Annotated in this window: 24 protein-coding genes and 1 pseudogene; 9 read left to right on the top strand and 16 right to left on the bottom strand. The window is 60.1% G+C overall.

The features are described from left to right. Positions 1-105: 105 nt before the first annotated feature. The 3 genes from IH404_RS00195 to exbB are packed head-to-tail and all read right to left on the bottom strand — an operon-like array spanning position 106 to position 2,264. Positions 106-852: an energy transducer TonB gene (locus tag IH404_RS00195; protein ID WP_005792493.1), complete on the bottom strand. Its 747-nt coding sequence runs from the start codon at positions 850-852 to the stop codon at positions 106-108. Further along, on the bottom strand, positions 849-1,274 hold the full coding sequence (exbD, locus tag IH404_RS00190) for a TonB system transport protein ExbD (protein WP_003195519.1): 426 nt from the start codon (positions 1,272-1,274) through the stop codon (positions 849-851). Before exbD ends, IH404_RS00195 begins: the two co-directional genes overlap by 4 nt. A 6-nt stretch (positions 1,275-1,280) precedes the next feature. Continuing rightward, entirely contained in the window at positions 1,281-2,264 is a 984-nt protein-coding gene (gene exbB / locus IH404_RS00185; protein ID WP_005792492.1) for a tonB-system energizer ExbB, read from the bottom strand. 188 nt (positions 2,265-2,452) lie between these two features. Between exbB and IH404_RS00180 the strand changes: the two genes are divergently transcribed. Next, positions 2,453-3,304 carry an SDR family oxidoreductase gene (locus IH404_RS00180; RefSeq protein WP_005792491.1) on the top strand — a complete coding sequence of 284 codons (852 nt, stop codon included), beginning with the start codon at positions 2,453-2,455 and terminating at the stop codon, positions 3,302-3,304. A gap of 65 nt (positions 3,305-3,369) precedes the next feature. Here the strand turns inward: IH404_RS00180 and IH404_RS00175 are convergent, their stop codons facing one another. From IH404_RS00175 to IH404_RS00150, 6 genes are all read right to left on the bottom strand, one after another. Beyond that, positions 3,370-4,110, bottom strand: coding sequence for a hypothetical protein (locus tag IH404_RS00175; protein WP_005792490.1), 741 nt, complete (start codon positions 4,108-4,110; stop codon positions 3,370-3,372). Between the two features lie 56 nt (positions 4,111-4,166). Further along, the gene (locus IH404_RS00170; RefSeq protein WP_003176922.1) at positions 4,167-4,547 is read right to left on the bottom strand and encodes a RidA family protein; all 381 of its coding nucleotides are present in this window, start codon (positions 4,545-4,547) and stop codon (positions 4,167-4,169) included. A 24-nt stretch (positions 4,548-4,571) separates the two neighbouring features. Beyond that, a complete protein-coding gene (gene spoT / locus IH404_RS00165; RefSeq protein WP_005792489.1) occupies positions 4,572-6,677 on the bottom strand; it encodes a bifunctional GTP diphosphokinase/guanosine-3',5'-bis pyrophosphate 3'-pyrophosphohydrolase in 2,106 nt (701 codons plus the stop codon). A gap of 60 nt (positions 6,678-6,737) precedes the next feature. Continuing rightward, the gene (rpoZ, locus tag IH404_RS00160; protein WP_003176920.1) at positions 6,738-7,001 is read right to left on the bottom strand and encodes a DNA-directed RNA polymerase subunit omega; all 264 of its coding nucleotides are present in this window, start codon (positions 6,999-7,001) and stop codon (positions 6,738-6,740) included. A gap of 167 nt (positions 7,002-7,168) precedes the next feature. Next, positions 7,169-7,789: a guanylate kinase gene (gene gmk, locus IH404_RS00155; RefSeq protein WP_003213284.1), complete on the bottom strand. Its 621-nt coding sequence runs from the start codon at positions 7,787-7,789 to the stop codon at positions 7,169-7,171. A gap of 10 nt (positions 7,790-7,799) precedes the next feature. Further along, positions 7,800-8,663, bottom strand: a complete 864-nt coding sequence (locus IH404_RS00150; RefSeq protein WP_005792488.1) for a YicC/YloC family endoribonuclease — start codon at positions 8,661-8,663, stop codon at positions 7,800-7,802. A 214-nt stretch (positions 8,664-8,877) separates the two neighbouring features. Here IH404_RS00150 and rph point away from each other — a divergent pair, with 214 nt between their 5' ends. Both rph and IH404_RS00140 read left to right on the top strand, forming a co-directional pair. After that, positions 8,878-9,600: a ribonuclease PH gene (gene rph, locus IH404_RS00145; RefSeq protein ID WP_005792487.1), complete on the top strand. Its 723-nt coding sequence runs from the start codon at positions 8,878-8,880 to the stop codon at positions 9,598-9,600. Between the two features lie 22 nt (positions 9,601-9,622). Further along, positions 9,623-9,991, top strand: coding sequence for a DUF4870 domain-containing protein (locus IH404_RS00140; protein WP_005792486.1), 369 nt, complete (start codon positions 9,623-9,625; stop codon positions 9,989-9,991). A 60-nt stretch (positions 9,992-10,051) separates the two neighbouring features. Here IH404_RS00140 and IH404_RS00135 read toward each other — a convergent pair whose 3' ends face one another. After that, positions 10,052-10,831, bottom strand: a complete 780-nt coding sequence (locus IH404_RS00135; protein ID WP_003195493.1) for an exodeoxyribonuclease III — start codon at positions 10,829-10,831, stop codon at positions 10,052-10,054. A gap of 82 nt (positions 10,832-10,913) precedes the next feature. Between IH404_RS00135 and pyrE the strand changes: the two genes are divergently transcribed. Beyond that, positions 10,914-11,558 (top strand): orotate phosphoribosyltransferase, encoded by a 645-nt coding sequence (gene pyrE / locus IH404_RS00130; RefSeq protein ID WP_003195489.1) that lies wholly within the window; start codon positions 10,914-10,916, stop codon positions 11,556-11,558. Between the two features lie 115 nt (positions 11,559-11,673). On the opposite strand, the gene argB is transcribed toward pyrE, so the two are convergent. The 4 genes and pseudogenes from argB to coaBC all read right to left on the bottom strand — a co-directional run bounded on the left by argB (position 11,674) and on the right by coaBC (position 15,930). Further along, positions 11,674-12,579 (bottom strand): acetylglutamate kinase, encoded by a 906-nt coding sequence (argB, locus tag IH404_RS00125; RefSeq protein ID WP_005792485.1) that lies wholly within the window; start codon positions 12,577-12,579, stop codon positions 11,674-11,676. Positions 12,580-12,599: 20 nt separating this feature from the next. Further along, positions 12,600-14,012, bottom strand: a pseudogene (locus IH404_RS00120) (phosphomannomutase/phosphoglucomutase); the annotation flags it as partial. Between the two features lie 248 nt (positions 14,013-14,260). After that, on the bottom strand, positions 14,261-14,716 hold the full coding sequence (gene dut / locus IH404_RS00115; RefSeq protein WP_005792483.1) for a dUTP diphosphatase: 456 nt from the start codon (positions 14,714-14,716) through the stop codon (positions 14,261-14,263). Positions 14,717-14,721: 5 nt separating this feature from the next. Further along, entirely contained in the window at positions 14,722-15,930 is a 1,209-nt protein-coding gene (gene coaBC, locus IH404_RS00110) for a bifunctional phosphopantothenoylcysteine decarboxylase/phosphopantothenate--cysteine ligase CoaBC (RefSeq protein ID WP_005792482.1), read from the bottom strand. A gap of 143 nt (positions 15,931-16,073) precedes the next feature. Here coaBC and radC point away from each other — a divergent pair, with 143 nt between their 5' ends. Beyond that, positions 16,074-16,748, top strand: a complete 675-nt coding sequence (gene radC / locus IH404_RS00105; protein WP_103734156.1) for a DNA repair protein RadC — start codon at positions 16,074-16,076, stop codon at positions 16,746-16,748. A gap of 57 nt (positions 16,749-16,805) precedes the next feature. On the opposite strand, the gene IH404_RS00100 is transcribed toward radC, so the two are convergent. Beyond that, positions 16,806-18,398 (bottom strand): ABC transporter substrate-binding protein, encoded by a 1,593-nt coding sequence (locus tag IH404_RS00100; protein WP_194439580.1) that lies wholly within the window; start codon positions 18,396-18,398, stop codon positions 16,806-16,808. Between the two features lie 458 nt (positions 18,399-18,856). On the opposite strand from IH404_RS00100, the gene rpmB reads away from it, so the two are divergent. Further along, positions 18,857-19,090, top strand: a complete 234-nt coding sequence (gene rpmB / locus IH404_RS00095) for a 50S ribosomal protein L28 (RefSeq protein ID WP_003176907.1) — start codon at positions 18,857-18,859, stop codon at positions 19,088-19,090. An 11-nt stretch (positions 19,091-19,101) separates the two neighbouring features. Further along, a complete protein-coding gene (gene rpmG / locus IH404_RS00090; RefSeq protein ID WP_003176906.1) occupies positions 19,102-19,257 on the top strand; it encodes a 50S ribosomal protein L33 in 156 nt (51 codons plus the stop codon). A gap of 71 nt (positions 19,258-19,328) precedes the next feature. Here the strand turns inward: rpmG and IH404_RS00085 are convergent, their stop codons facing one another. Further along, positions 19,329-19,691, bottom strand: a complete 363-nt coding sequence (locus IH404_RS00085; protein WP_005792479.1) for a cupin domain-containing protein — start codon at positions 19,689-19,691, stop codon at positions 19,329-19,331. 230 nt (positions 19,692-19,921) lie between these two features. On the opposite strand from IH404_RS00085, the gene IH404_RS00080 reads away from it, so the two are divergent. Continuing rightward, positions 19,922-21,415: an aldehyde dehydrogenase gene (locus IH404_RS00080; protein WP_005792478.1), complete on the top strand. Its 1,494-nt coding sequence runs from the start codon at positions 19,922-19,924 to the stop codon at positions 21,413-21,415. Positions 21,416-21,565: 150 nt separating this feature from the next. Beyond that, a complete protein-coding gene (locus IH404_RS00075) occupies positions 21,566-22,708 on the top strand; it encodes an MFS transporter (protein ID WP_005792477.1) in 1,143 nt (380 codons plus the stop codon). Positions 22,709-22,719 lie beyond the last annotated feature (11 nt).

Raw genomic sequence — 22,719 nt, 5'->3', positions numbered from 1 at the left:
CGCACGTTATCAGAACTTTGCTGGGGATTGAGTGGGGAATGTCGGAAATTGTTGTCGCGGTGAAAGACGATGCGGGAGGGTGCGAGCCCCTCCCACATTGCTCTGCTAGCGGCGACGTTTATCGATGTTGTAAACGAAGGGCGCAACCAGTTCGACACTGCCGTTTTTCAACAAGTCGGCAGGCGGTTTGGGCAAGGGTTGAGCCTTGCGGATCATCTCCAGGGTCGCACGGTCCAGGTCGGCGTTGCCGGAGCGGCCTTCCAGTTCGTAGGACAGTACATTGCCTTCGCCATCGACCACGAAGCGCAAGCGGTTCATGCCTTCCTTGCCACGTTGCTGGGCGCCCGGCGGGTACTTCTTGTACTTCTGCAGGTGCGCCAGCAGGGTACTTTGCCAGGATGCCTGGGCGGCAAGCTGTTGTGCCGAAGGACCGGGAGCGGGCTGGGCGGATTTTTGCGCAGGCGCGTTGCTCGGCGGCGTTTCGCTCGGTGGCTCCTCGGACGGTTTCTCCTTGGGCGGATCGGGCTTTTTCTCCACGGGCTTGGGCGGTTGCGGCTTGGGTTTGGGCTTGACCGGCTTGGGCACCTGGATCGTCGGTTTGGGCGCCTCGGCCAATTTCGGCAGGGGCAGCTCTTCAACCGGTGGCGGCGGTGGCGCCACGACCTTGGGCGGTGCCGGCGGCGGCGGTGGCGCTGGCAGCGGCGCCAGGTCGATGACCATCGCGGCCGGCGGCAACTGGATCACCTGCGGCGCGGACCATTGGAGGGCGATGATGATCGCGACGGCATGCACGCCCAGCACGACGGCGAGGCTGGTGCCGTAACGCGTCAGTTTGTGGCGCGTCGTGATCATTTCTTGGCTGCCGTCTCAAGTCCGACCAGGCCTACCTTGAGGTAGCCGGCTGCCCGCAGGGCATCCATCACGCTCATCAGGTCACCGTAGTCCACGCCCTTGTCGGCCTGGAAGAAGATCGTCGTGTCTTTCTTGCCCTGAGTCTTGGCGTCGAGCACCGGCCCCAGGGTTTCAGCCTTGACCTCTTCTTCGCCCAGGAACAGGCGTTGATCCGCCTTGACGCTGAGGAAAATCGGCTTCTCCGGCCGCGGCGCCGGCTTGGCGCTGGAGGCGGGCAGGTCAACCTTGATGTCCACAGTGGCCAACGGTGCTGCCACCATGAAGATGATCAGCAGCACCAGCATCACGTCGATAAACGGCGTAACGTTGATTTCGTGGTTCTCGACGAGTTCGTCGTCGCCTTGATTCAAATGCAGGCCCATGGCCGATTACCCCACTTTCACCATGTGCGGTTGCGAGCTGCGCTCGGTAGGTAGGTGATCGAGGTCACGGCTGACCAGCAGCAGGACTTCTGCCGACGCATCCGATACCTGAGCCTTGTAGCCGGCGATCGAACGGGCGAAGACGTTGTAGATCACCACCGCTGGAATCGCGGCAACCAGGCCCAGGGCAGTGGCCAACAGGGCTTCAGCGATGCCGGGGGCAACGACGGCGAGGTTGGTGGTCTGGGTTTTGGCGATGCCGATGAAGCTGTTCATGATGCCCCATACGGTGCCGAACAGGCCGACAAACGGCGCGGTGGAACCGATGGTGGCGAGTACGCCGGTGCCGCTGCTCATGTTACGGCCGCAAGCGGCAACCAAGCGCTCCAGGCGGAACGCCACGCGTTCCTTGATGCCTTCTTTTTCGCGGGTGTTGGCCGACAGGCGCATTTCTTCCAGCGCGTCGTGCACCAGGGTGTTGGCCAGGGTGCCCTTTTTGGTTGCGGTTTCGCTCGCTTCCTTGAGGGTAGTGGCTTTTTTCAGGTGGACGATTTCAGCGCGCAGACGACGCTTGGCGCCCAGCAGCTCGAAGCCTTTGGCAATCCAGATGGTCCAGGTGATGATCGACGCGATGGCCAGGCCGATCATCACGGCCTTCACCACTACGTCGGCATTCTGGTACATGCCCCATGGCGACAGGTCGTGGGCCATGCCCAGGGTGTTGTCTTCTTCCAGCACAACGCCGGTTTCGTTGGCAGGTGCGGCGTCGCCCGTGGCCTGGGCCGGGTCGGTAGCCACTGGCGCAACGGCAGGCGCCGTCGGGGCAGCAGCATTCTGCTCGGTAGCTGCCGGAGTGGCGGGTGCGGTGGCATCAGCGAATGCGGCGGTCGGTGCCAGCAGGACGCTGAACAGCATCGCAGCAATCGCACGCCAGGCGCGGGATGGGCTGTGAGGCTTGGTTGGCGAAGCGGGGGTTGTATTACGTGTCATGCTGGCCGGACCTGAGAGAAAAAATGGGTGATCGTCCTTCCAGACCCTTTTGGGTCGAGGACAAATGGGCGGTTATTATTGCAAGTAATTCTTGTTAACTAAAGTGGCACTGTTACTTTATTTCGCTTTTTACTGGCCGTTGATCCACTCGCGCGGCTAATCTGCGCCTTTGAGAATGGAGTTTTATGATGTCTGCGCCTTCTGTTGTGATTGCCGGTTGCGGTGATGTGGGTAGTCGGCTGGCTAGCCAATTGCTGGCCTCGGAATGGGAGGTCCACGGCCTGCGCCGCGATATTTCACGCTTGCCCGACGGCGTGATCGGCATCGCTGGCGATCTGTTCAAAAAGGATTGCCCGGACACCTGGCCGATCGGCGGGGTGGATTATCTGGTGTACTGCGCCGCTGCCACCGACCACGACGAGGCCGGCTATCGCGCCGCCTACGTGCAAGGGTTGCAGCATGTACTGGAGTGGCTGGACGACTACGGCCAGACGCCCAAGCATTTGCTGTTTGTCTCCAGCAGCAGTGTGTATGGGCAGCAGAACGGCGAGTGGGTCGACGAAACGTCAGAGACGCAAGCGAAGGGTTATTCCGGGCAGGTGATGCTGGAAGCTGAGCAAGTGGCGCTCAATAGTGGTATTCCGGCCACCATTGTGCGGCTGACCGGGATTTACGGCCCGGGTCGTGAATGGCTATTGACCCAGGTGCGTCAAGGCTACCGCGTAGCGGTTGACCCGCCTTTATATGGCAACCGGATTCACGCCGATGATGCGGCCGGGTTGTTGGCCTTTTTATTGCGGCACGTGGAGCAGGGCGGTGCATTGGACAAGGTGTACATCGGTGTCGATGATGCGCCTGCGCCACTGGCAGAGGTGGTGGGTTGGTTGCGCGAGTACCTGGGCGTAACCGAATGGGCTGAGGACGCCAGTGTGCGCCGTGCCGGCAGTAAGCAATGCAGCAATGCGCGCATCAAGGCGCTGGGTTGGGTGCCAACATACCCGACTTACCGGGAAGGCTATACCGCCATCCTGAAAGGCTGAAACCCGGTCAAACATGTGGGAGGGGGCAAGCCCCCTCCCACCTTTAGATCCAGATGACGCTGTTATTACTTTTCAAGCAGCCACTGGCGTGGGCCTGGGGTGAACTGAGGCACTTCATCCGCCTGCGCGGTGTTGATCGCCTGGAAGATTTCCAGCTGCTCACCCTTGCGTACGAAGATCCATGGATTGCCCTGGCCGTTCAGTTGCAGCCAGATGCTGTCGTAGCCGCCGCTCATGGAGGCGCAATCACCCGCCAGGCACAGTGAGTAACGGTCAACGCCAGGCAGACCGGCGATCTTGCCGTCAGCCTGGAACTGCACTGTGGCGCCGTTGCCGGTGCCGTCGGTTATCTTCCAGTCGCCGCCCATGTAGGCCGCATACAGTGCCCGTTCGAAGTTGGCACCCAGTGGTGCGCCTTCGGGGGCCGGGTCTTTGGCGCGGGCGAACAGCTGCTCTGGCTCATTGTCGTTGGCCACTTGCAGCAATTGTTTGCCTTTGCGCTTGAGTTCGGTGGCGGAGCTGCCGTAGAAGTCCACGCTCCACGCGCCGGGTTTTTCACCCGACAACTTGCCTTCCGCTACTTCAAAACCGTTGTAGTAGCGCGCCTGCAACGCCTTGGTATTGACCTCCCACTCAAGGTTGGGGCCATAGGATTGCAGGGCTTCACGCAAAGGGCCGCCCTTGGCTGCCGCGTCGATGGCGGCCTGGTTGATCCAGGTACCGCTTACGTCCAGGTCGGCCGGGTTGCTGGCACAGCCGCCCAGCAACAGTGCGAGCAACGAAGAGGCTACAAGCGCTTTGCGCATTACGAAATCCTTATGAAACGAAGCCGGCGCAGCCTTTTGGGGCTGCGCCGGGTGTTTTACTCGATGACCAGAATGGCGTCCATCTCAACCTGTGCGCCCTTTGGCAGGGCGGCAACGCCGATGGCGGCGCGGGCTGGGTAGGGTTGTTCGAAGTACTTGCCCATGATCTCGTTGACCTTGGCAAAATGGCTCAGGTCGGTGAGGAAGATGTTCAGCTTGACGATGTCCTTGAACGAACCACCGGCAGCTTCAGCCACGGACTTGAGGTTTTCGAAGACTTGTACGGTCTGGGCTTCGAAGCCTTCAACCAGCTCCATGGTCTTTGGGTCCAGCGGAATCTGGCCGGACATGTAGACGGTGTTGCCCGCCTTGATCGCCTGGGAGTAGGTGCCGATGGCGGCTGGGGCTTTATCGCTGGTGATAACTGTCTTGGTCATGAATGACTCCTTGTAATGGATCGGTTATGCACGCATACGGGTGATGCGGATCACACCGGTCAAGGCGCGCAGTTTCTTGATCACGCGGGCCAGGTGCACGCGGTCGTGCACACTGACCACCAGTTGGACCACGCTGATGCGACCATCACGTTCGTCCATGCTGATTTTCTCGATATTGCCGTCGGCCGCGTTGACGCTGCTGGCCAGCAGGGCGATCAGGCCGCGCTGGTGTTCCAGCTCCACCCGCAGCTCGACGTTGAACTCGCCGGTGACATCCTTGGCCCACGAGAGCTGGATGCATTTTTCCGGGTTGTGGCGGATTTCGGTGATATTGCGGCAGTTGTCCAGGTGCACCACCATGCCCTTGCCTGCGGACAGGTGGCCGACAATCGGGTCGCCCGGAATCGGTGTGCAACATTTTGCGTAACTGAGCACCAGACCCTCGGTGCCGCGAATCGCCAGCGGGCCTTCCGGGCTCGGCAGCTGTTCGCCTTCGCCCAGCAAGCGACGGGCGACCACGTAGGCCATGCGGTTGCCCAGGCCGATATCTTCGAGCAGGTCTTCGATGGTTTCCTGGCGATACTCGTGAAGCATCGCCTGCACGCGCTCTTGCGCAATCTTGTCCAGGGCACTGTCGAAGCCGTTGAGCACCTTGTTCAGCAGGCGCTCGCCCAGGCTGATGGACTCTGAGCGACGCTGCAGTTTCAGGGCGTGGCGAATATGCGTACGGGCCTTGCCGGTGACCACGAAGTTCAGCCATGCCGGGTTGGGGCGTGCGCCTGGAGCACTGACGATCTCGACCGTGGAGCCGCTTTGCAGGGGCTCGGACAGCGGCGCGAGACGACGATTGATCCGACAGGCAATGCAGCTGTTGCCCACGTCGGTGTGCACCGCGTAGGCAAAGTCGACCGCCGTGGAGCCCTTGGGCAGCTCCATGATCCGGCCCTTGGGCGTGAACACGTAGACCTCGTCCGGGAACAGGTCGATCTTCACGCTTTCGATGAATTCCAGGGAGTTGCCGGCACGTTGCTGCATTTCCAGCACGCCCTTGACCCACTGACGGGCGCGGGCATGGGTGCCTTTGGGCTGCTCGTCGCCGCTGGATTTGTACAGCCAATGGGCGGCGATGCCGTTGTTGGCCATCTCTTCCATTTCGCGGGTACGGATCTGAATCTCGATCGGCACGCCATGCATACCGAACAGCGTGGTATGCAGCGACTGATAGCCGTTGGCCTTGGGGATCGCGATGTAGTCCTTGAAGCGGCCCGGCAAGGGTTTGTACAAATTATGTACAGCGCCCAGCACGCGGTAGCAGGTATCGACCTTGTCGACGATGATCCGGAACGCGTACACATCCATGATCTCGTTGAAGGCCCGGCGCTTGCCGCGCATCTTCTTGTAGATGCCGTAGATGTGCTTCTGGCGGCCACTGACCTCGCCTTCGATTTCGTCGATCGCCAGGCAATGGCTCAGGGATTCTTCGATCTTGTTGACGATTTCCTTGCGATTGCCCCGGGCGCGTTTGACCGCCTGGTAGATGCGCGCCGAACGCATCGGGTGCATGGCTTTGAAACCAAGGTCTTCGAATTCGATACGAATGGCGTGCATGCCCAGCCGGTTGGCGATGGGCGCGTAGATTTCCAGGGTTTCCTTGGCGATGCGCCGACGCTTTTCGCCGGACAGCACTTCCAGCGTGCGCATGTTGTGCAGCCGGTCGGCCAGCTTTACCAGGATCACCCGAATGTCTCGGGCCATGGCCATGGCCATCTTCTGGAAGTTTTCCGCCTGGGCTTCGGCCTTGGTCTCGAAGTTCATCTGGGTCAGTTTGCTGACCCCGTCGACCAGTTCGGCCACGGTTTCGCCAAATTGCGCGCTGAGCGCTTCCTTGGCAATGCCGGTGTCTTCGATCACGTCATGCAGCATCGCGGCCATCAGGCTCTGATGGTCCATGTGCATGTCGGCCAGGATATTTGCCACCGCAAGGGGATGGGTGACATACGCTTCACCGCTACGTCGGCGTTGGCCGTCGTGGGCTTGTTCGGCGTAGAAATACGCTCGGCGGACCAGGTTGACCTGGTCTGGGCCGAGGTAGGCCGATAAGCGATCGGCGAGGGCGTCTATGCTCGGCAAAGTGTGAACTCCTGCCGATGACTGTGACCCTGCGCCGTGCTACGTCGACCTGGCATAGGCTTAGACGGCCTCGTTGGACTCGTCCTCGAACGCTGCAAACAGCGGTTCGTCTTCAACGATTTCGGCGTTGGCAATGAACTCGTAGCTCATCAGGCCTTCAGCGATTTCACGCAGGGCTACAACAGTAGGCTTGTCGTTTTCCCACTGGACCAGGGGCTCTTTGCCGCCAGTGGCCAGTTGACGGGCACGCTTGGTAGAGAGCATGACCAGCTCAAAGCGGTTATCCACGTGTTCTAGGCAGTCTTCAACGGTTACGCGGGCCATGGTATTCCTCGGAGCGAATGCAAGATGCGCGCTGCCCGGTTGGGCGAGCGGACTGAGCAGTTTAAAAAATCACCAGCGTTTAGGGAAGCGCTGATTTTTCGCAGGTTCTCGCAAAACCGCTACAAGTGCCAATGTAAGGCCCTTGCAGCGGTTTTGGGAAGCGCCAATCAGCCGAGCAGTTCGGCGAGTAATTTGCCGAAACGCTGCTGTTGACGCTTTTGCTGGAGCTGATTGGCACGGAAAATCGCCTTCAAATCATCCAGAGCGTGGGCAAAATCGTCATTGATGATCAGGTAGTCGTAGTCGACATAGTGGCTCATTTCGCTCACGGCTTCACGCATACGCCCTTCGATGATCTCGTCGCTGTCCTGGCCACGGTTGGTCAGGCGCTGGTGCAAGGCTTCAAGCGACGGCGGCAGGATAAAGATCGAGCGTGCCTTGGGCATCAATTGGCGCACTTGCTCGGCGCCCTGCCAATCGATTTCCAGGATCAGGTCGTGGCCTTCGTCCAGGGTCTGCTGCAGATGACTTTGGGAGGTGCCGTAGAGATTGCCGAAGACTTCGGCACGCTCCAGGAAGTCGCCGTGTTCGATCATCTTGACGAATTCGGTACGCTCGACGAAGTGATAGTGCACGCCGTTCACTTCGCCCGGGCGCATGGCGCGGGTGGTGTGCGACACCGAAATGCGGATCTGCTCGTCAGCGTCGGTCAAGGCTTTGACCAGGCTGCTTTTGCCCGCACCCGAAGGGGCGGAAATGATGTAAAGGGTGCCGGTGCTGTGGGTCATGGAGGTTGCCTTACTCAATATTCTGTACTTGTTCGCGCATTTGCTCGATCAACACTTTGAGGTTGACCGCCGCCGTGGTGCTGCGCGGATCGAACGCCTTGGAGCCCAGTGTATTGGCTTCGCGGTTGAGTTCCTGCATCAGAAAGTCCAGGCGCCGACCGGCGGCGCCGCCAGACTTGAGCACGCGGCGCACTTCAAGAATGTGGGTGCTCAGGCGGTCGAGCTCTTCAGCCACGTCGCTTTTCTGGGCAAGCAGGACCATTTCCTGTTCCAGGCGCGTCGGGTCAAGGTCGGCTTTCATGTCGGTGAAGCGGTCGAGGATCTTCTGGCGCTGGGTGGCAAGCATCTGCGGCACCAGTTCGCGCAGGGTGACCACATCGGCTTCGATCGATGTCAGACGCTCGTTGATCAGGCGCGCCAGTTCAGCGCCTTCGCGCTCACGGCCGGCCTTGAGTTCCTTCAGGCCCTGGTTGAACAGCGCGAGGGCTTCGGCGTTCAGGGCCTGCGGGTCGGTTGCGTCGCCCACCAGTACGCCGGGCCAGGCCAGCACTTCCAGAGGGTTCAGCGCGGCCGGTTGCTTGATCAGGCCGGCGATGGTTTCGGCGGCGGCCACCAGTTGTGCGGCGCGGTCGCGGTCCAGCTGCAGCGGTTTGCCGGTGGTTTCTTCGGTAAAACGCAGGGTGCATTCCAGCTTGCCACGGGAAATGCCCTGGCGCAGCGCTTCACGGACGGCGCCTTCGAGGTCGCGGAACGACTCGGGCAGGCGCAGGTGTGGCTCCAGGTAACGGCTGTTGACCGAGCGCAATTCCCAGCTGAGGGTGCCTTGAACCCCGGCTTTTTCGACACGGGCGAAGGCGGTCATGCTGTGCACCATGGAGGTACCTCGTGTTGGATAGATAGAGATTGGCCAGGCCGACCTGTAGGAGCGAGCAAGCTCGCTCCTACAGTCGAGAGGCGCAGGATTGTAGCGCAGTGCGCAGGAGGCGCCCAAACATGCGCATTCGTAACCGAATTTTTAGAAGTGCCCCGAATCGGCTCGCGGCTCTATAATGCTCGGCAGTTTTTCGTCCTCAGTACAGGTATCCCCTATGAAACGTCCAAGTGGTCGCGCTGCCGATCAGCTCCGCTCGATCCGCATCACCCGCAACTACACCAAACACGCCGAGGGATCCGTACTGGTCGAGTTTGGCGATACCAAGGTGATTTGCACCGTCAGCGTCGAAAACGGCGTGCCGCGCTTCCTCAAGGGCCAGGGCCAGGGCTGGTTGACCGCAGAGTACGGCATGTTGCCGCGCGCCACCGGTGAGCGTAACCAGCGTGAAGCCAGCCGTGGCAAGCAAGGCGGGCGTACCCTGGAAATCCAGCGCCTGATCGGCCGTTCCCTGCGCGCCGCGCTGGACATGTCCAAGTTGGGCGACGTGACCCTGTACGTCGACTGCGACGTGATCCAGGCTGATGGCGGTACCCGTACTGCATCCATCACTGGCGCAATGGTGGCCCTGGTCGACGCATTGAAAGTGATCAAGAAGCGTGGTGGCCTTAAAGCGGGTGACCCGCTCAAGCAGATGATCGCCGCTGTGTCGGTCGGCATGTACCAGGGCGAGCCTGTGCTGGACCTGGATTACCTGGAAGACTCGGCCGCCGAGACCGATCTGAACGTGGTCATGACCAGCACCGGTGGTTTCATCGAAGTGCAGGGCACCGCCGAAGGCGCGCCATTCCAGCCGGCTGAGCTGAACGCGATGCTGGCCCTTGCCCAGAAGGGCATGACCGAAATCTTTGCACTGCAAACCGCTGCACTCGCTGACTAAACCTGCCCCAAGGAGAAGCGCCATGAATGACAGCCAATTGCCGGTTCCGGCACCGTCCAAGGAAGTACGCCAGTTGGCAATGCTGTGTCATTTCGCGGCGTTTGCAGGGTTGGTGTTCCCCTTCGGCAGCGTGTTGGGGCCGCTGATCCTGTGGCAGTTCAAGAAGGATGTGGACCCGCTTATCGATGATCAGGGCAAGGAAGCTCTGAACTTCCAGATCACCGTGGCCATCGCCTGGTTGGTGTGTCTGGTGTTGGGCTTCGTGGTGGTCGGCTTTTTGCTGATGACCGTACTGGTGATAGGGGCGTTGATACTGACGATCATTGCCGGGATCAAGGCCAACAAGGGCATTGCCTATCGCTATCCGTGGACTTGGCGTCTGGTCAAGTAACCGAGCGGCCACAAAAAAACCGACATTGCTGTCGGTTTTTTTTGTGCCTGGAAAAGGACCTCAGATGGTCAAGGTCCAGTCGTAGTCCACGATCAGCGGCGCGTGCTGCGAGAAGCGCGGCTGGCGTGGCAGGCGAGCGCTGCGTACGAACCGGCGCAGTCCCGGGGTCAGCAGCTGATAGTCGAAGCGCCAGCCCAGGTTGAGCATCTCGGCCTGTTCGTTATCCGGCCACCAGCTGTACTGGTCGCCTTCGCGGCTGACTTCGCGCAGGGCATCGACATAGCCCATGTTGCCGACAATCTCGTCCATCCAGGCCCGTTCCGGCGCCAGGAAGCCCGGTGATTGCTGGCTGTCGCGCCAGTTCTTGATATCCAGCTTCTGTTGCGCCACGTACAGCGAGCCACAATAAATGTACTCGCGACGTTTGCGTCGCTGTTTATCCAGGTAACGGGCGAAGTCGTCCATTAGCTTGAACTTCTGGTTCAAGTCTTCATCGCCGTTCTGCCCCGAAGGAAGCAGCAAGGTCGCGATGCTGACCTTGTCGAAATCGGCTTGCAGGTAGCGCCCGTAGCGGTCGGCTGTCTCGAAGCCGAGGCCGCTGATGACCGCCTTGGGTTGCAACCGCGAGTACAAAGCCACGCCACCTTGGGTGGGCACTTCGGCATCGCAGGCATAAAGGAAGTAGCCATCCAGTTGGAAGGCTGGGTCGTCCAGTTCAAAGGCGGAGGCGCGGGTGTCCTGCAGGCAGATGACGTCGGCATTCTGGGCTTGCAGCCAACTGAGCAAACCACGCTCGACTGCAGCCTGAATACCATTAACGTTCACACTGATGATCCGCATAAATGGCCCCAAAAATCGCGTGCGTGTATGATACACGCCGTCCACCTAATTAGCTAAATCCGTGGTATCTGAGGCTTTTTTCATGCAGGCGTATCAACGCGATTTCATTCGTTTTGCCATCGATCGCGGCGTTTTACGCTTCGGTGAGTTCACTCTCAAGTCCGGGCGCACCAGCCCGTACTTCTTCAATGCAGGCTTGTTCAACTCGGGTTCGGCCCTGGCTCAGCTGGGTCGTTTCTACGCGGCAGCCATCGTTGAAAGCGGTATTTCCTTTGATGTGCTTTTTGGTCCGGCCTACAAGGGTATTCCCCTGGCTGCGGCTACAGCGGTGGCCCTGGCGGAACATCATGGGCAGGATCTGCCGTGGTGCTTCAACCGTAAGGAAGCCAAGGCCCACGGTGAAGGCGGCAGCCTGGTAGGGGCTCCGTTGACCGGTGATGTGCTGATCATCGATGACGTGATCACCGCCGGCACCGCGATTCGTGAGGTGATGCAAATCATCGCTTCCCAGGACGGCGCCAAGGCCGCCGGCGTGCTGATCGCCTTGAACCGCCAGGAGCGTGGCAACGGTGAGTTGTCGGCGATCCAGGAGGTGGAGCGTGATTTCGGCATTCCCGTGGTAAGTATCGTGTCGTTGAACCAGGTGTTGCAGTTCCTGGAGGATGATCCGCAGCTCAAGCAGCATTTGCCGGCTGTGCGTGCATACCGCGAGCAGTTTGGCGTCTGATACTGAATTTTTGTTGAAAGGGGCTTGTGTAGGAGGGGGATCTCCATTGTCCTCTGGCTCTATACAAAAAGGCCCCGCTCAATCGGATTGAGCGGGGCCTTTTTATTTGCAGCGGTTAAGGACGCTTGCGGTTACTGATCAGCGTGCCCACACCGGTATCAGTGAAGATTTCCAACAGGATTGCATTCGGCACACGGCCATCCAGGATCAGCGAGCTGCCTACACCACCTTGGACTGCTTCCAGCGCGCAACGGATCTTCGGCAACATGCCGCCGTAGATGGTGCCGTCGGCGATCAGGTCGTCTACCTGCTGGGTGGTCAGGCCGGTCAGTACCTTGCCTTCCTTGTCCATCAAACCGGCGATATTGGTCAGTAGCATCAGCTTTTCAGCCTTCAGTGCTTCCGCCACCTTACCGGCTACCAGATCGGCGTTGATGTTATAGGACTCGCCATTGGCACCCACGCCGATCGGCGCAATCACCGGGATGAAGTCGCCCTTGACCAGCAGGTTGAGCAAATCGGTGTTGATGCCGATCACTTCGCCCACCTGGCCGATGTCGATGATTTCTGGAGTGGTCATCTCCGGCGTCATCCGCGTCACGGTGAGTTTCTTGGCCCTGATCAGTTCGGCATCTTTGCCGGTCAGGCCAATCGCGCTGCCACCATGGCTATTGATCAAGTTGACAATGCTTTTGTTGACTTGACCGCCCAAAACCATTTCGACCACGTCCATAGTTTGTGCATCGGTCACGCGCATGCCATCAATGAAGTGGCTCTCGATAGACAGACGCTTGAGCAGGTCGCCAATTTGCGGCCCGCCGCCATGTACGACTACTGGGTTGATGCCCACTGCTTTCATCAGCACGACATTGCGAGCGAAGCCATTTTTCAGCTCTTCGTTCTCCATGGCATTGCCGCCATACTTGATCACCAGCGTCTTGCCGACGTAGCGTCGAATATAAGGCAACGCTTCGGACAGGACCTTGGCGGTGTTGGCAGCGGCTTCGCGTTCGAGGGTCATTCAGGGCTCCGGGCAAAAAATCAGAACGGTAATTGGAGATCAGGGGCAACACGTTTCAACTGGGCGTGGAACACGTCCTTGATGCGCTGCAACTCGGCCTCGGTATCCGCCTCGAAACGCAGGACCAGCACCGGTGTGGTGTTGGACGCGCGAACCAGGCCCCAGCCTTTGGCGTAATCGACTCGCACACCATCAATGGAGGTCAGGTTGGCCCCTTCACCCCATTGCGCATCGTGCAATGCGTCAATGATGCTGAATTTGCTCTCCTCGGTCACATGGATATTGATCTCTGGCGTAGAAATATCATTCGGGAAGGTCTGAAACAGTTCTTCGGCGGTGGATTTTTCCTTGCTGAGGATCTCCAGCAGACGAGCGGCGCTGTAAATGCCGTCGTCAAACCCGAACCAGCGCTCCTTGAAGAAGACGTGGCCGCTCATTTCGCCGGCCAATAGTGCACCGGTTTCCTTCATTTTCTTTTTGATCAACGAATGACCGGTCTTCCACATTAGCGGGCGACCGCCGTACTCCTTGATCAGTGGCGTCAGGCGGCGGGTGCATTTCACGTCGAAGATGATCTCGGCATTGGGGTTGCGCGCCACGACGTCACGGGCAAACAGCATCAGCAGGCGGTCGGGGAATACGATCTCGCCGGTTTCGGTCACCACGCCTACGCGGTCACCGTCGCCATCGAAGGCCAGGCCGACGTCGGCGCCCACTTCCTTGACCTTGGCGATCAGGTCCACCAGGTTTTCCGGCTTGCCCGGGTCCGGGTGGTGGTTGGGGAAGTTGCCGTCGACGTCGCAGAACAGCGGGATCACTTCGCAGTTCAGCGCTTCGAGCAATTGCGGGGCAATCACGCCAGCCGCGCCGTTTCCGCAATCCACCACCACTTTGAGGCGGCGCGCGAGCTTGACGTCGCGGGTGATTTCATCGGAGTAGCGCTGCAGGATGTCGACCTTGGTGATGGTGCCGGTGCCGCTGGTCAGGTCGTTGGTCTTCAGGCGGGTGTGCAGGGCCTGGATCTGTTCATTGGCCAGCGTATCGCCAGCGATGACGATCTTGAAGCCGTTGTAGTCCGAAGGGTTATGGCTACCGGTGAGCATCACCCCGGATTTACCGGCCAGTACGTTGGCCGCGTAGTACAACGCGGGTGTCGGCACCAGGCCGACGTCGCTGACATGGCAACCGCTGTCGGCCAGCCCCTGGATCAGTTGCTCGACCAGCTCGGGGCCGGACAAGCGGCCGTCACGACCCACCGAGACGTTGGGTTCGCCCTGGGCAAGGCTCTGCGAACCGATGGCGCGGCCGATCCAGTAGGCGGTTTCGGCGGTCAGGGTCTTGGGTACCACGCCACGAATGTCATAGGCGCGAAAAATGCTGTCGGGAAAGGTCGGGGCTACGCGGGCTGCGGTACTCATCGCGGGGGAAACTCCATCTGAAAGGGGGCAAGGCGGGCCTGATGTGGCTGGCCGGCAGGCTCAAACTGAAGGGTATGACGGCGTTTTCGGCAGAGAGTTCGTGGTGTAAAAATGCCATCGGCGCATTGGCGCTAGCATTATTTTTACGTAGTCCTTTGATTTCATTGGAGAAATCTCGATGATTATTTCCGCGCATTCTTCATCCTGAAAAGCCGGGCGGTGGCGCGTGGCCGGACGATTGCATCCGGCCACGTTCAGCTTAGTCAGTGACTGCCGGAATGCCCAAAACCGCCTGCGCCGCGTTGGGTTTCGTCGAATTCCTGCACCAATTCAAAATGCGCCTGCACCACCGGCACCAGGACCAGTTGGGCGATGCGCTCGCCGACGGCGATGTTGAAAGCAGTCTGGCCACGGTTCCAGCACGAGACCATCAGCTCACCCTGGTAGTCGGAGTCGATCAGGCCGACCAGGTTGCCGAGCACGATGCCGTGTTTGTGGCCCAGGCCGGAGCGCGGCAGGATCAGCGCCGCCAGGCCCGGGTCGCCGACATAGATCGACAGGCCGGTCGGGATCAGGATGGTCTGGCCCGGCTCAAGGATGGTGTCCTCCTTGAGCATGGCGCGCAGGTCCAGGCCGGCGGAGCCTGGTGTGGCGTAGGCCGGCAGGGGAAATTCGTTGCCGATGCGGGGGTCGAGGATCTTGGCTTGCAAAGCGTGCATGAAAATTAAACCTGGTTCAGCCGTTGGGCGATAAAAGAGATCAGTTGGCGGGCAATCTTGCCCTTGCTGGTCTGGGCGAAAAGGGTGGCGTGCAGCTCGCGGTCGATCACGCTGCAGGCATTTTCCTCGCTGTTGAAGCCGATGCTCGGGTTGGCGACATCATTGGCAACGATCAAGTCGAGATTTTTGTCTTTCAGTTTGCGCGCGGCGTAGTCCAGAAGGTGCTCGGTCTCGGCAGCGAAACCGACACTGAACGGACGGTCCGGACGGGTGGCGATGGTGGCCAGAATGTCCGGGTTGCGCACCATTTGCAGGAGCAGGCCGTCGCCGCTTGTAGGGTCTTTCTTGAGCTTTTGCGGGGCTACGACTTCCGGGCGGTAATCCGCAACCGCTGCCGAGGCGATGAACAGGTCACAGGGAATGGCGGCTTCACAGGCCGCCAGCATGTCCCGGGCGCTGACTACGTCGATTCGCGTGACGCGATCAGGGGTCGGCAAATGCACGGGACCTGTGATCAGGGTCACCCGTGCGCCTGCCTCGACCGCAGCTTCTGCCAACGCAAAGCCCATTTTTCCTGAGCTATGGTTGGTGATGTAGCGCACCGGGTCGATGTTTTCCTGGGTTGGGCCTGCGGTGATCAGCACGTGCTTGCCGGTCAGGGCCAGATGCTGGAAGCAATCGGCGGCGCACAGCGCAAGGTCGGTGGCTTCGAGCATCCGGCCCATGCCGACGTCGCCACAGGCCTGGCTGCCGGATGCGGGGCCAAACACTTTGAGGCCACGGCTTTGCAGGAGTTGGGTATTGGCTTGGGTGGCTGGGTCGCGCCACATGGCCTGGTTCATGGCCGGGGCGATCGCCACGGTGGCGTCGGTGGCCAATACCAGGGTGGTCAGCAGGTCATCGGCGATGCCCTGGGCCAGGCGGGCGATCAGATCGGCGGTGGCCGGGGCGATCAGCACCAGGTCGGCCCATTTGGCCAGTTCGATATGGCCCATGGCGGCTTCGGCCGCCGGGTCCAGCAGGTCGAGGTGAACCGGGTGGCCGGACAGGGCCTGCATGGTCAACGGGGTGATGAACTCACTGCCACCACGGGTCATGACCACGCGCACTTCCGCGCCCTGGTCCAGGAGCCTGCGAACCAACTCTGCGCTCTTGTAAGCGGCAATGCCGCCGCCGACGCCGAGAACGATGCGTTTCCGATACAGACGCTGCATTGGTTTGCCTTTCCAGTTCAGTGATGCCAGTTCAGTGACGCCTGCGATGACCCCTCCCCAGGTGAAATCGCATGCAAAAAAGAGGGCCTACGATAACACAGCGTCCGCCGCGCAACAGCGCAGCAGATACAGACGGAGGTGGGATGAGTATTCGTGATTGGCCTGTGGCGGAGCGTCCACGGGAGAAGCTGTTGGAAGGCGGCGCGGCGAGCCTGTCCGACGCCGAATTGTTGGCGATCTTCCTGCGTACTGGAGTTTCCGGTCGAAGTGCGGTGGATCTGGCGCGTGATCTGCTGGTGCAGTTTGGCGGCCTGCGCCCGCTGTTGGAGGCCAGCCAGACGCTGTTCAGCCAGCATATGGGGTTGGGGCCGGCGAAGTTCGCCCAATTGCAGGCGGTGCTGGAAATGTCCCGGCGCCATCTGGCCGAACGCTTGCGCGCCGACTCGGTAGTGGAGAGCCCGCTGGCTGTGCGTCAATACCTCAAGGCGCTGTTGCGCCATGAGCCTCATGAGATATTCGGCTGTCTGTTCCTGGACTCAAAGCATCGTGTACTGGGGTTCGAGGCGTTGTTTCAGGGCACCATCGACACTGCGATTGTTTACCCGCGGCAGGTGGTCAAGCGTGCCTTGGCGCATAACGCGGCAGCGGTGATTTTGTGCCACAACCATCCCTCCGGGAATGCGGAGCCCAGTGCATCTGATCGCAGATTGACCAAAATGCTGCAAAAGGCGTTGGAAGTGGTGGATGTGCGGGTGCTGGATCACATCATTGTGGGAGATGGTGATCCGCTGTCGATGGCTGAATACGGATGGGTATAGCCACCTCTGTCCCTGTAGGAGCGAACAAGCTCGCTCCACAGGGAAGGGGGTTGCGCCCTAGGGCTTGAGGCTGATTTTCGAATAATCCTGGCGGCCGAACGGGCTTACCTGGTAACCCTCGACATTCTTGCGCGCCAATGCAAACGCCGTCGGGTGCGCCAGCGGCAGCCACAGCGCCTGCTGCTGGATCTGCGCCTGGGCCTGCTGGTACAGCTTGGTGCGTACGCCTTGCTCGCTGGTGGTCTTGCCGGCACTGATCAACTTATCCAGAGCGGGGTCGCAGTAGCGGGCGAAGTTGGTGCCGGATTTCAGCGCTGCGCAGGAAAACTGCGGGGTCAGGAAGTTGTCCGGGTCGCCGTTGTCGCCGGCCCAGCCCATGAACAGCAAGTCGTGCTCGCCGGCCTTGGCGCGGCGAATCAATTCGCCCCATTCGATCACACGAATTTCAGCCTGGATGCCAACCTTGGCCAGGTCGGCCTGTAGCAGTTGGGCGCCGAGGTTCGGGTTGGGGTTCAGCAGGCTGCCGGTAGGGCGCGTCCATATTGTGGTCTTGAAACCGTCCTTGAGCCCGGCACGTTCCAGCAGCGCCTTGGCCTTGGCCAGATCCTGTGGGTAGCCTGGCAAATCCTTGGCATAGCTCCAGGTACTGGGCGGGTACACACCGTTGGCTGCTTCGGCGGTGCCCTCGAAGACGGCCTTGAGGTAGCTGCCCTTGTCAAAGGCCAGGTTGATCGCCTGGCGTACTTCGGGTTTGTCCAGCGGTGGGTGCTGGCTGTTGATGGCGACGAAAGCGGTCATGAAGGCAGCGGTTTTTTCCACCTTCAGCGCCGGGTCTTTTTCGGCTTCGCCTACATCCAGGGGCTTGGGTGACAGGGCAATCTGACATTCGTTGCGATGCAGTTTCTGCAACCGTACGTTGGCGTCCGGGGTGATGGCAAAGATCAAGTTATCCACAGCCGGTTTGCCCGCGAAATAGTCCGGGTTGGCCTTGTAGCGCACCACGGCGTCTTTCTGGAAGCGCACGAACACGAACGGGCCGGTGCCGATGGGCTGACTGTTGAGTTTCTCAGGCGTGCCGGCCTTGAGCAGTTTGTCGGCATATTCAGCCGGGTAAATCGAGGCAAAGCCCATGCTCAACGCCGGGAGGAAGGTGGAGTCGGCGTGGTCGAGGGTGAAACGCACCGTCAGCGGATCGAGGGCATCGATCTTCTTGACCAGTGCCGGCAATTGCAGGGACTGGGCGTGGGGGAAGCCGCTCTGGGCGATCTTGTGCCACGGGTTGGCCGGATCGAGCATGCGCTCGAAGCTGAAGCGCACGTCTTCGGCGGTCAGCGTGCGACTTGGGCTGAAATAATCGGTACGGTGAAATTTCACGCCCGGGTGCAGCTTGAAGGTGTAGGTCAGACCATCGGGGGAAACTTCCCAGCTGTCTGCCAGGCTCGGTACCAGCTTGCCGCTGGCCGCATCAAAGTTCACCAGGCGGTTCATCAGCACGTCCGCCGAGGCGTTGGTGGTGGTCAGCGAGTTGTACTGCACCACATCGAACCCTTCGGGGCTGGCCTCGGTGCAGACGCTCAAGTTGGTGGCTGCAACGGCCATCGGTGCGATAAAGAAGGGGGCAAGCAGTAGTGGTAGGGCAGCGAGGCGCATATTCGGTTTCCTGTGCAGATCGAAGGCCCATCTGCGAGTGCAGTCTGGAAAAAGCCTACCGTAGAGGTCTGATTGATAAATGACTAGCCCATTTTTGCCTGTGCTTTTGGCCAAAATGCTGTTTTGATGGCGCCTCAGCGCGTTTCGCCGTGCACTTCCCTGTGCCTGCGGGCGCTGTAAATCATTCTGTGCGACGAGCGGTCAGCTGTTACAGCGGCCCCTACTGGCAGCGGTTCGGGCGTCCGGCACCAAGATTTACGCTGGTAAAAACACACGGGCTGTTGTTGCACTGGGGTCTTTCTGGTATAAAGCAGCGCTCTTTTCTAGGGGCCCGGTTCCTTCGCTTGTAGGTGTAGCCGGTAAGACCCTAAAGAAACGCGGCGCCTGGCGCCAAATGACTGAGAGATTAAGCGGCCAACCCATGCCGGGTTGGGCATGTGGTTTTAGAGGGCTGAGGCATGTCGAGAGTCTGTCAAGTTACCGGTAAGGGTCCGGTGACTGGGAATAACATTTCCCACGCAAATAACAAAACCCGTCGTCGTTTCCTGCCGAACCTGCAGCATCACCGCTTCTGGGTTGAAGAAGAGAAACGTTTTGTTCGCCTGCGTGTATCTGCCAAAGGCATGCGTATTATCGACAAGCGTGGCATCACTGTCGTGCTGGCCGAAATCCGCGCCGCCGGCAAGATCTAAGGAGCTCTATCATGCGTGAATTGATTCGAATGATCTCTAGCGCCGGTACTGGTCACTTCTACACTACCGACAAGAACAAGCGTACTACCCCGGACAAGCTCGAAAAGAAAATGTTCGACCCGCGCGTTCGCAAGCACGTGATCTACAAAGAAGGCAAAATCAAGTAATTGATTTTCTTCCTTGTGAAAAAAAGCCCGTATCTCACGATGCGGGCTTTTTTTTGCCTGGGATTTGCTGATCAGGCTTTCTGCTCGAACACCACGTAGATCTTGCGGCACGCTTCCAGCACTTCCCAGGTGCCCTTGAAGCCAGCGGGGATCACGAAGCGGTCGCCGGCGCGCAAGGTCTTGGCGTTGCCCTCGGCGTCACGCAGCACGGAAACCCCCTGCACAATTTCGCAGTATTCATGCTCGGTGTAGTTGACCTTCCACTGCCCGACTTCACCTTCCCATACCCCTGCATTCATCTGGCCACACGGGCTGTTGTAGTGGTTGTAGATCGTTTGCTCGGGATCGCCCTTGAGGATTTTTTCTGCAGCAGGGCGGTAGCGTTCGGGGGCTGTGCTGGCTTGGCTGAAGTCGACGATATCCTGGATGCTCATGTGCGTGTCCCGTCTGGCCTGCGGTTGGAGAGCCCAAAGTCTATGTTTATTAAAATGAACATCGCAAGGGCGTTTACCGCCGTTATGTCAAATATATTGAAACATCCCCAGCCGCTGGTTTAGGGTGGCAGCTGCCTTGCGCCGAACAGCTGGCTGGCGGGCAAGAATTCTTTGAGGCTGCCGGGGGGACACCCGCCTGGCCCTCTATTCAATAAGAGGAGGACACTCGCATGACCACCCTGACCCGTGCCGACTGGGAACAACGCGCCAAGGATCTGAAGATCGAAGGCCGCGCCTACATCAATGGCGAATACACCGCCGCCGTTTCCGGTGACACCTTCGAATGCATCAGCCCGGTAGACGGTCGTCTGCTGGCCACTGTCGCCAGCTGTGACGCGGCTGACGCCCAGGGCGCCGTGGAAAACGCCCGCGCCACCTTTAATTCCGGTGTCTGGTCGCGCCTGGCGCCGGCCAAGCGCAAAGCCACCATGATCCGTTTCGCCGCGCTGCTCAAGGCCAATGCCGAAGAGTTGGCACTGCTTGAAACCCTGGACATGGGCAAGCCGATCAGCGACTCCCTGAACATCGACGTTCCCGGTGCGGCAAATGCCCTGAGCTGGAGCGGTGAGGCAATCGACAAGATCTACGACGAAGTCGCGGCCACCCCTCATGATCAACTCGGCCTGGTGACCCGCGAGCCAGTCGGCGTGGTCGGCGCTATCGTGCCGTGGAACTTCCCATTGATGATGGCCTGCTGGAAACTCGGCCCGGCGTTGTCCACCGGTAACTCGGTGATCCTAAAACCGTCCGAAAAATCCCCGCTGACCGCCATCCGTATCGCCGCCCTGGCCGTCGAAGCCGGCATTCCAAAAGGCGTGTTCAACGTATTGCCAGGCTATGGCCACACGGTGGGTAACGCCCTGGCGGTGCATATGGACGTGGATACGTTGGTGTTCACTGGCTCCACCAAGATCGCCAAGCAACTGTTGATCCGCTCCGGCGAATCGAACATGAAGCGTGTGTGGCTGGAGGCGGGCGGCAAGAGCCCTAATATCGTGTTTGCCGATGCGCCGGATCTGCAAGCCGCCGCCGAATCTGCGGCCAGTGCCATCGCCTTCAACCAGGGTGAAGTCTGCACTGCCGGTTCGCGCCTGCTCGTGGAGCGTTCCATCAAGGACACCTTCCTGCCGCTGGTGATCGAGGCGCTCAAAGGCTGGAAGCCGGGCAACCCACTGGACCCAGCCACCAACGTGGGTGCGCTGGTGGATACGCAGCAGATGAATAACGTGCTGTCCTACATTGAGTCCGGTCATGCCGACGGTGCCAAACTGGTCGCTGGCGGTAAGCGCACACTGGAAGAAACCGGTGGCACCTACGTCGAGCCAACTATTTTCGATGGCGTGACCAATGCCATGAAGATCGCTCAGGAAGAGATCTTTGGCCCGGTCCTGTCGGTGCTCACTTTCGACAGCGCCGAAGAAGCCATCGCCATTGCCAACGACACCCAATACGGCCTGGCCGCAGCGGTATGGACGGCGGATATCTCCAAGGCGCACCTGACGGCCAAGGCCCTGCGTGCCGGCAGCGTCTGGGTTAACCAGTACGACGGCGGCGACATGACCGCACCGTTTGGTGGTTTCAAGCAGTCGGGTAATGGCCGCGACAAGTCGCTGCATGCGTTCGACAAGTACACCGAGCTGAAGGCGACCTGGATCAAACTCTAAGCAGCACTGCAGGCCAAATGTGGGAGGGGGCTTGCCCCCGATAGCTGGGTGTCAGCCACTGCATGTGGTGACTGGCCCACCGTTATCGGGAGCAAGCCCCCTCCCACACTGTTTTGTGCGACCCCGTAAATTATCCACAGGAGCGTGGCAATGCGTTGGGCGACTTATTTCGCCGTGCTGGCATCGGTACTCAGCGTTGGCCTGGCCTTGGGCGTGAGCATGCCGTTGGTATCCCTGCGTCTTGAAGGCTGGGGCTACGGCAGCTTCGCCATAGGCGTGATGGCGGCGATGCCGGCATTCGGCGTATTGCTGGGTGCCAAGGTCTCCAGCCGAATGGCGTCCTGGCTCGGCACTGCCAACTTGATGCGCCTGTGCCTGTGGGCCGGGGCGCTGTCTATCGGTTTGCTGGCGATCCTGCCCAGCTACCCGGTGTGGCTGGTGCTGCGGTTGATGATCGGGGTGATCCTGACCATCGTATTTATTCTGGGTGAAAGCTGGATCAACCAACTGGTGGTCGAGCAGTGGCGCGGCCGCTTGGTGGCGCTGTATGGCTGCACTTATGCCTTGAGCCAGCTGTCGGGACCCTTGCTGCTGGGCCTGATGGGCACCGATCATGATTACGGGTTCTGGGTGGGCGTCGGCCTTTTGGTAGTGGCGCCGCTGCTGTTGCTGGGGCGATCCGGGGCGCCGACGGCTGATGCGTTCAGCGTCACGTTCAGCGAGCTGTGGCGCTTTTGCCTGAGCTTGCCGGCGATTGCCTGGGCGGTGGCGTTATTCGCCGCATTCGAAGCGATGATTCTGACGCTGTTGCCGGTGTACTGCCTGCAACAGGGCTTCACTGCCGAGATTGCCTTGGCGATGGTTAGCACAGTGGTCGTGGGTGATGCGCTGCTGCAATTGCCCATCGGCGCCCTGGCCGATTACTTGCCGCGCCGCACGTTATTCCTGGGGTGTGCACTGCTGTTGTTGGCGTCGAGCCTGGCGGTGCCGTTGTTGATGCACACACTGCTGATCTGGCCGGTGTGGGTGCTGTTCGGCGCCAGCGCGGGTGGGTTGTTTACCCTGTCGCTGATTTTGATTGGCGAGCGCTACCGTGATGATGCGTTGGTGCGTGCCAACGCCCACGTGGCGCAGCTGTGGGGCATTGGTTGCCTGATCGGGCCGCTGGTGGCGGGTGCGGGCAGCCAATGGGTCAGCGGTCATGCACTGCCATTGCTGATGGCGGCGGGGGCGTTGGGGCTGGTGGTGCTGTTGCTGCGCCAAGGGGCGTTTGGAGCAGCGCAGCCTGCCTGAACTTCTTTGGT

This window comes from Pseudomonas sp. OST1909, assembly GCF_015277575.1.
Lineage (GTDB): Bacteria > Pseudomonadota > Gammaproteobacteria > Pseudomonadales > Pseudomonadaceae > Aquipseudomonas > Aquipseudomonas synxantha_A.
This window is presented reverse-complemented; position numbering and strand designations above follow the sequence as displayed.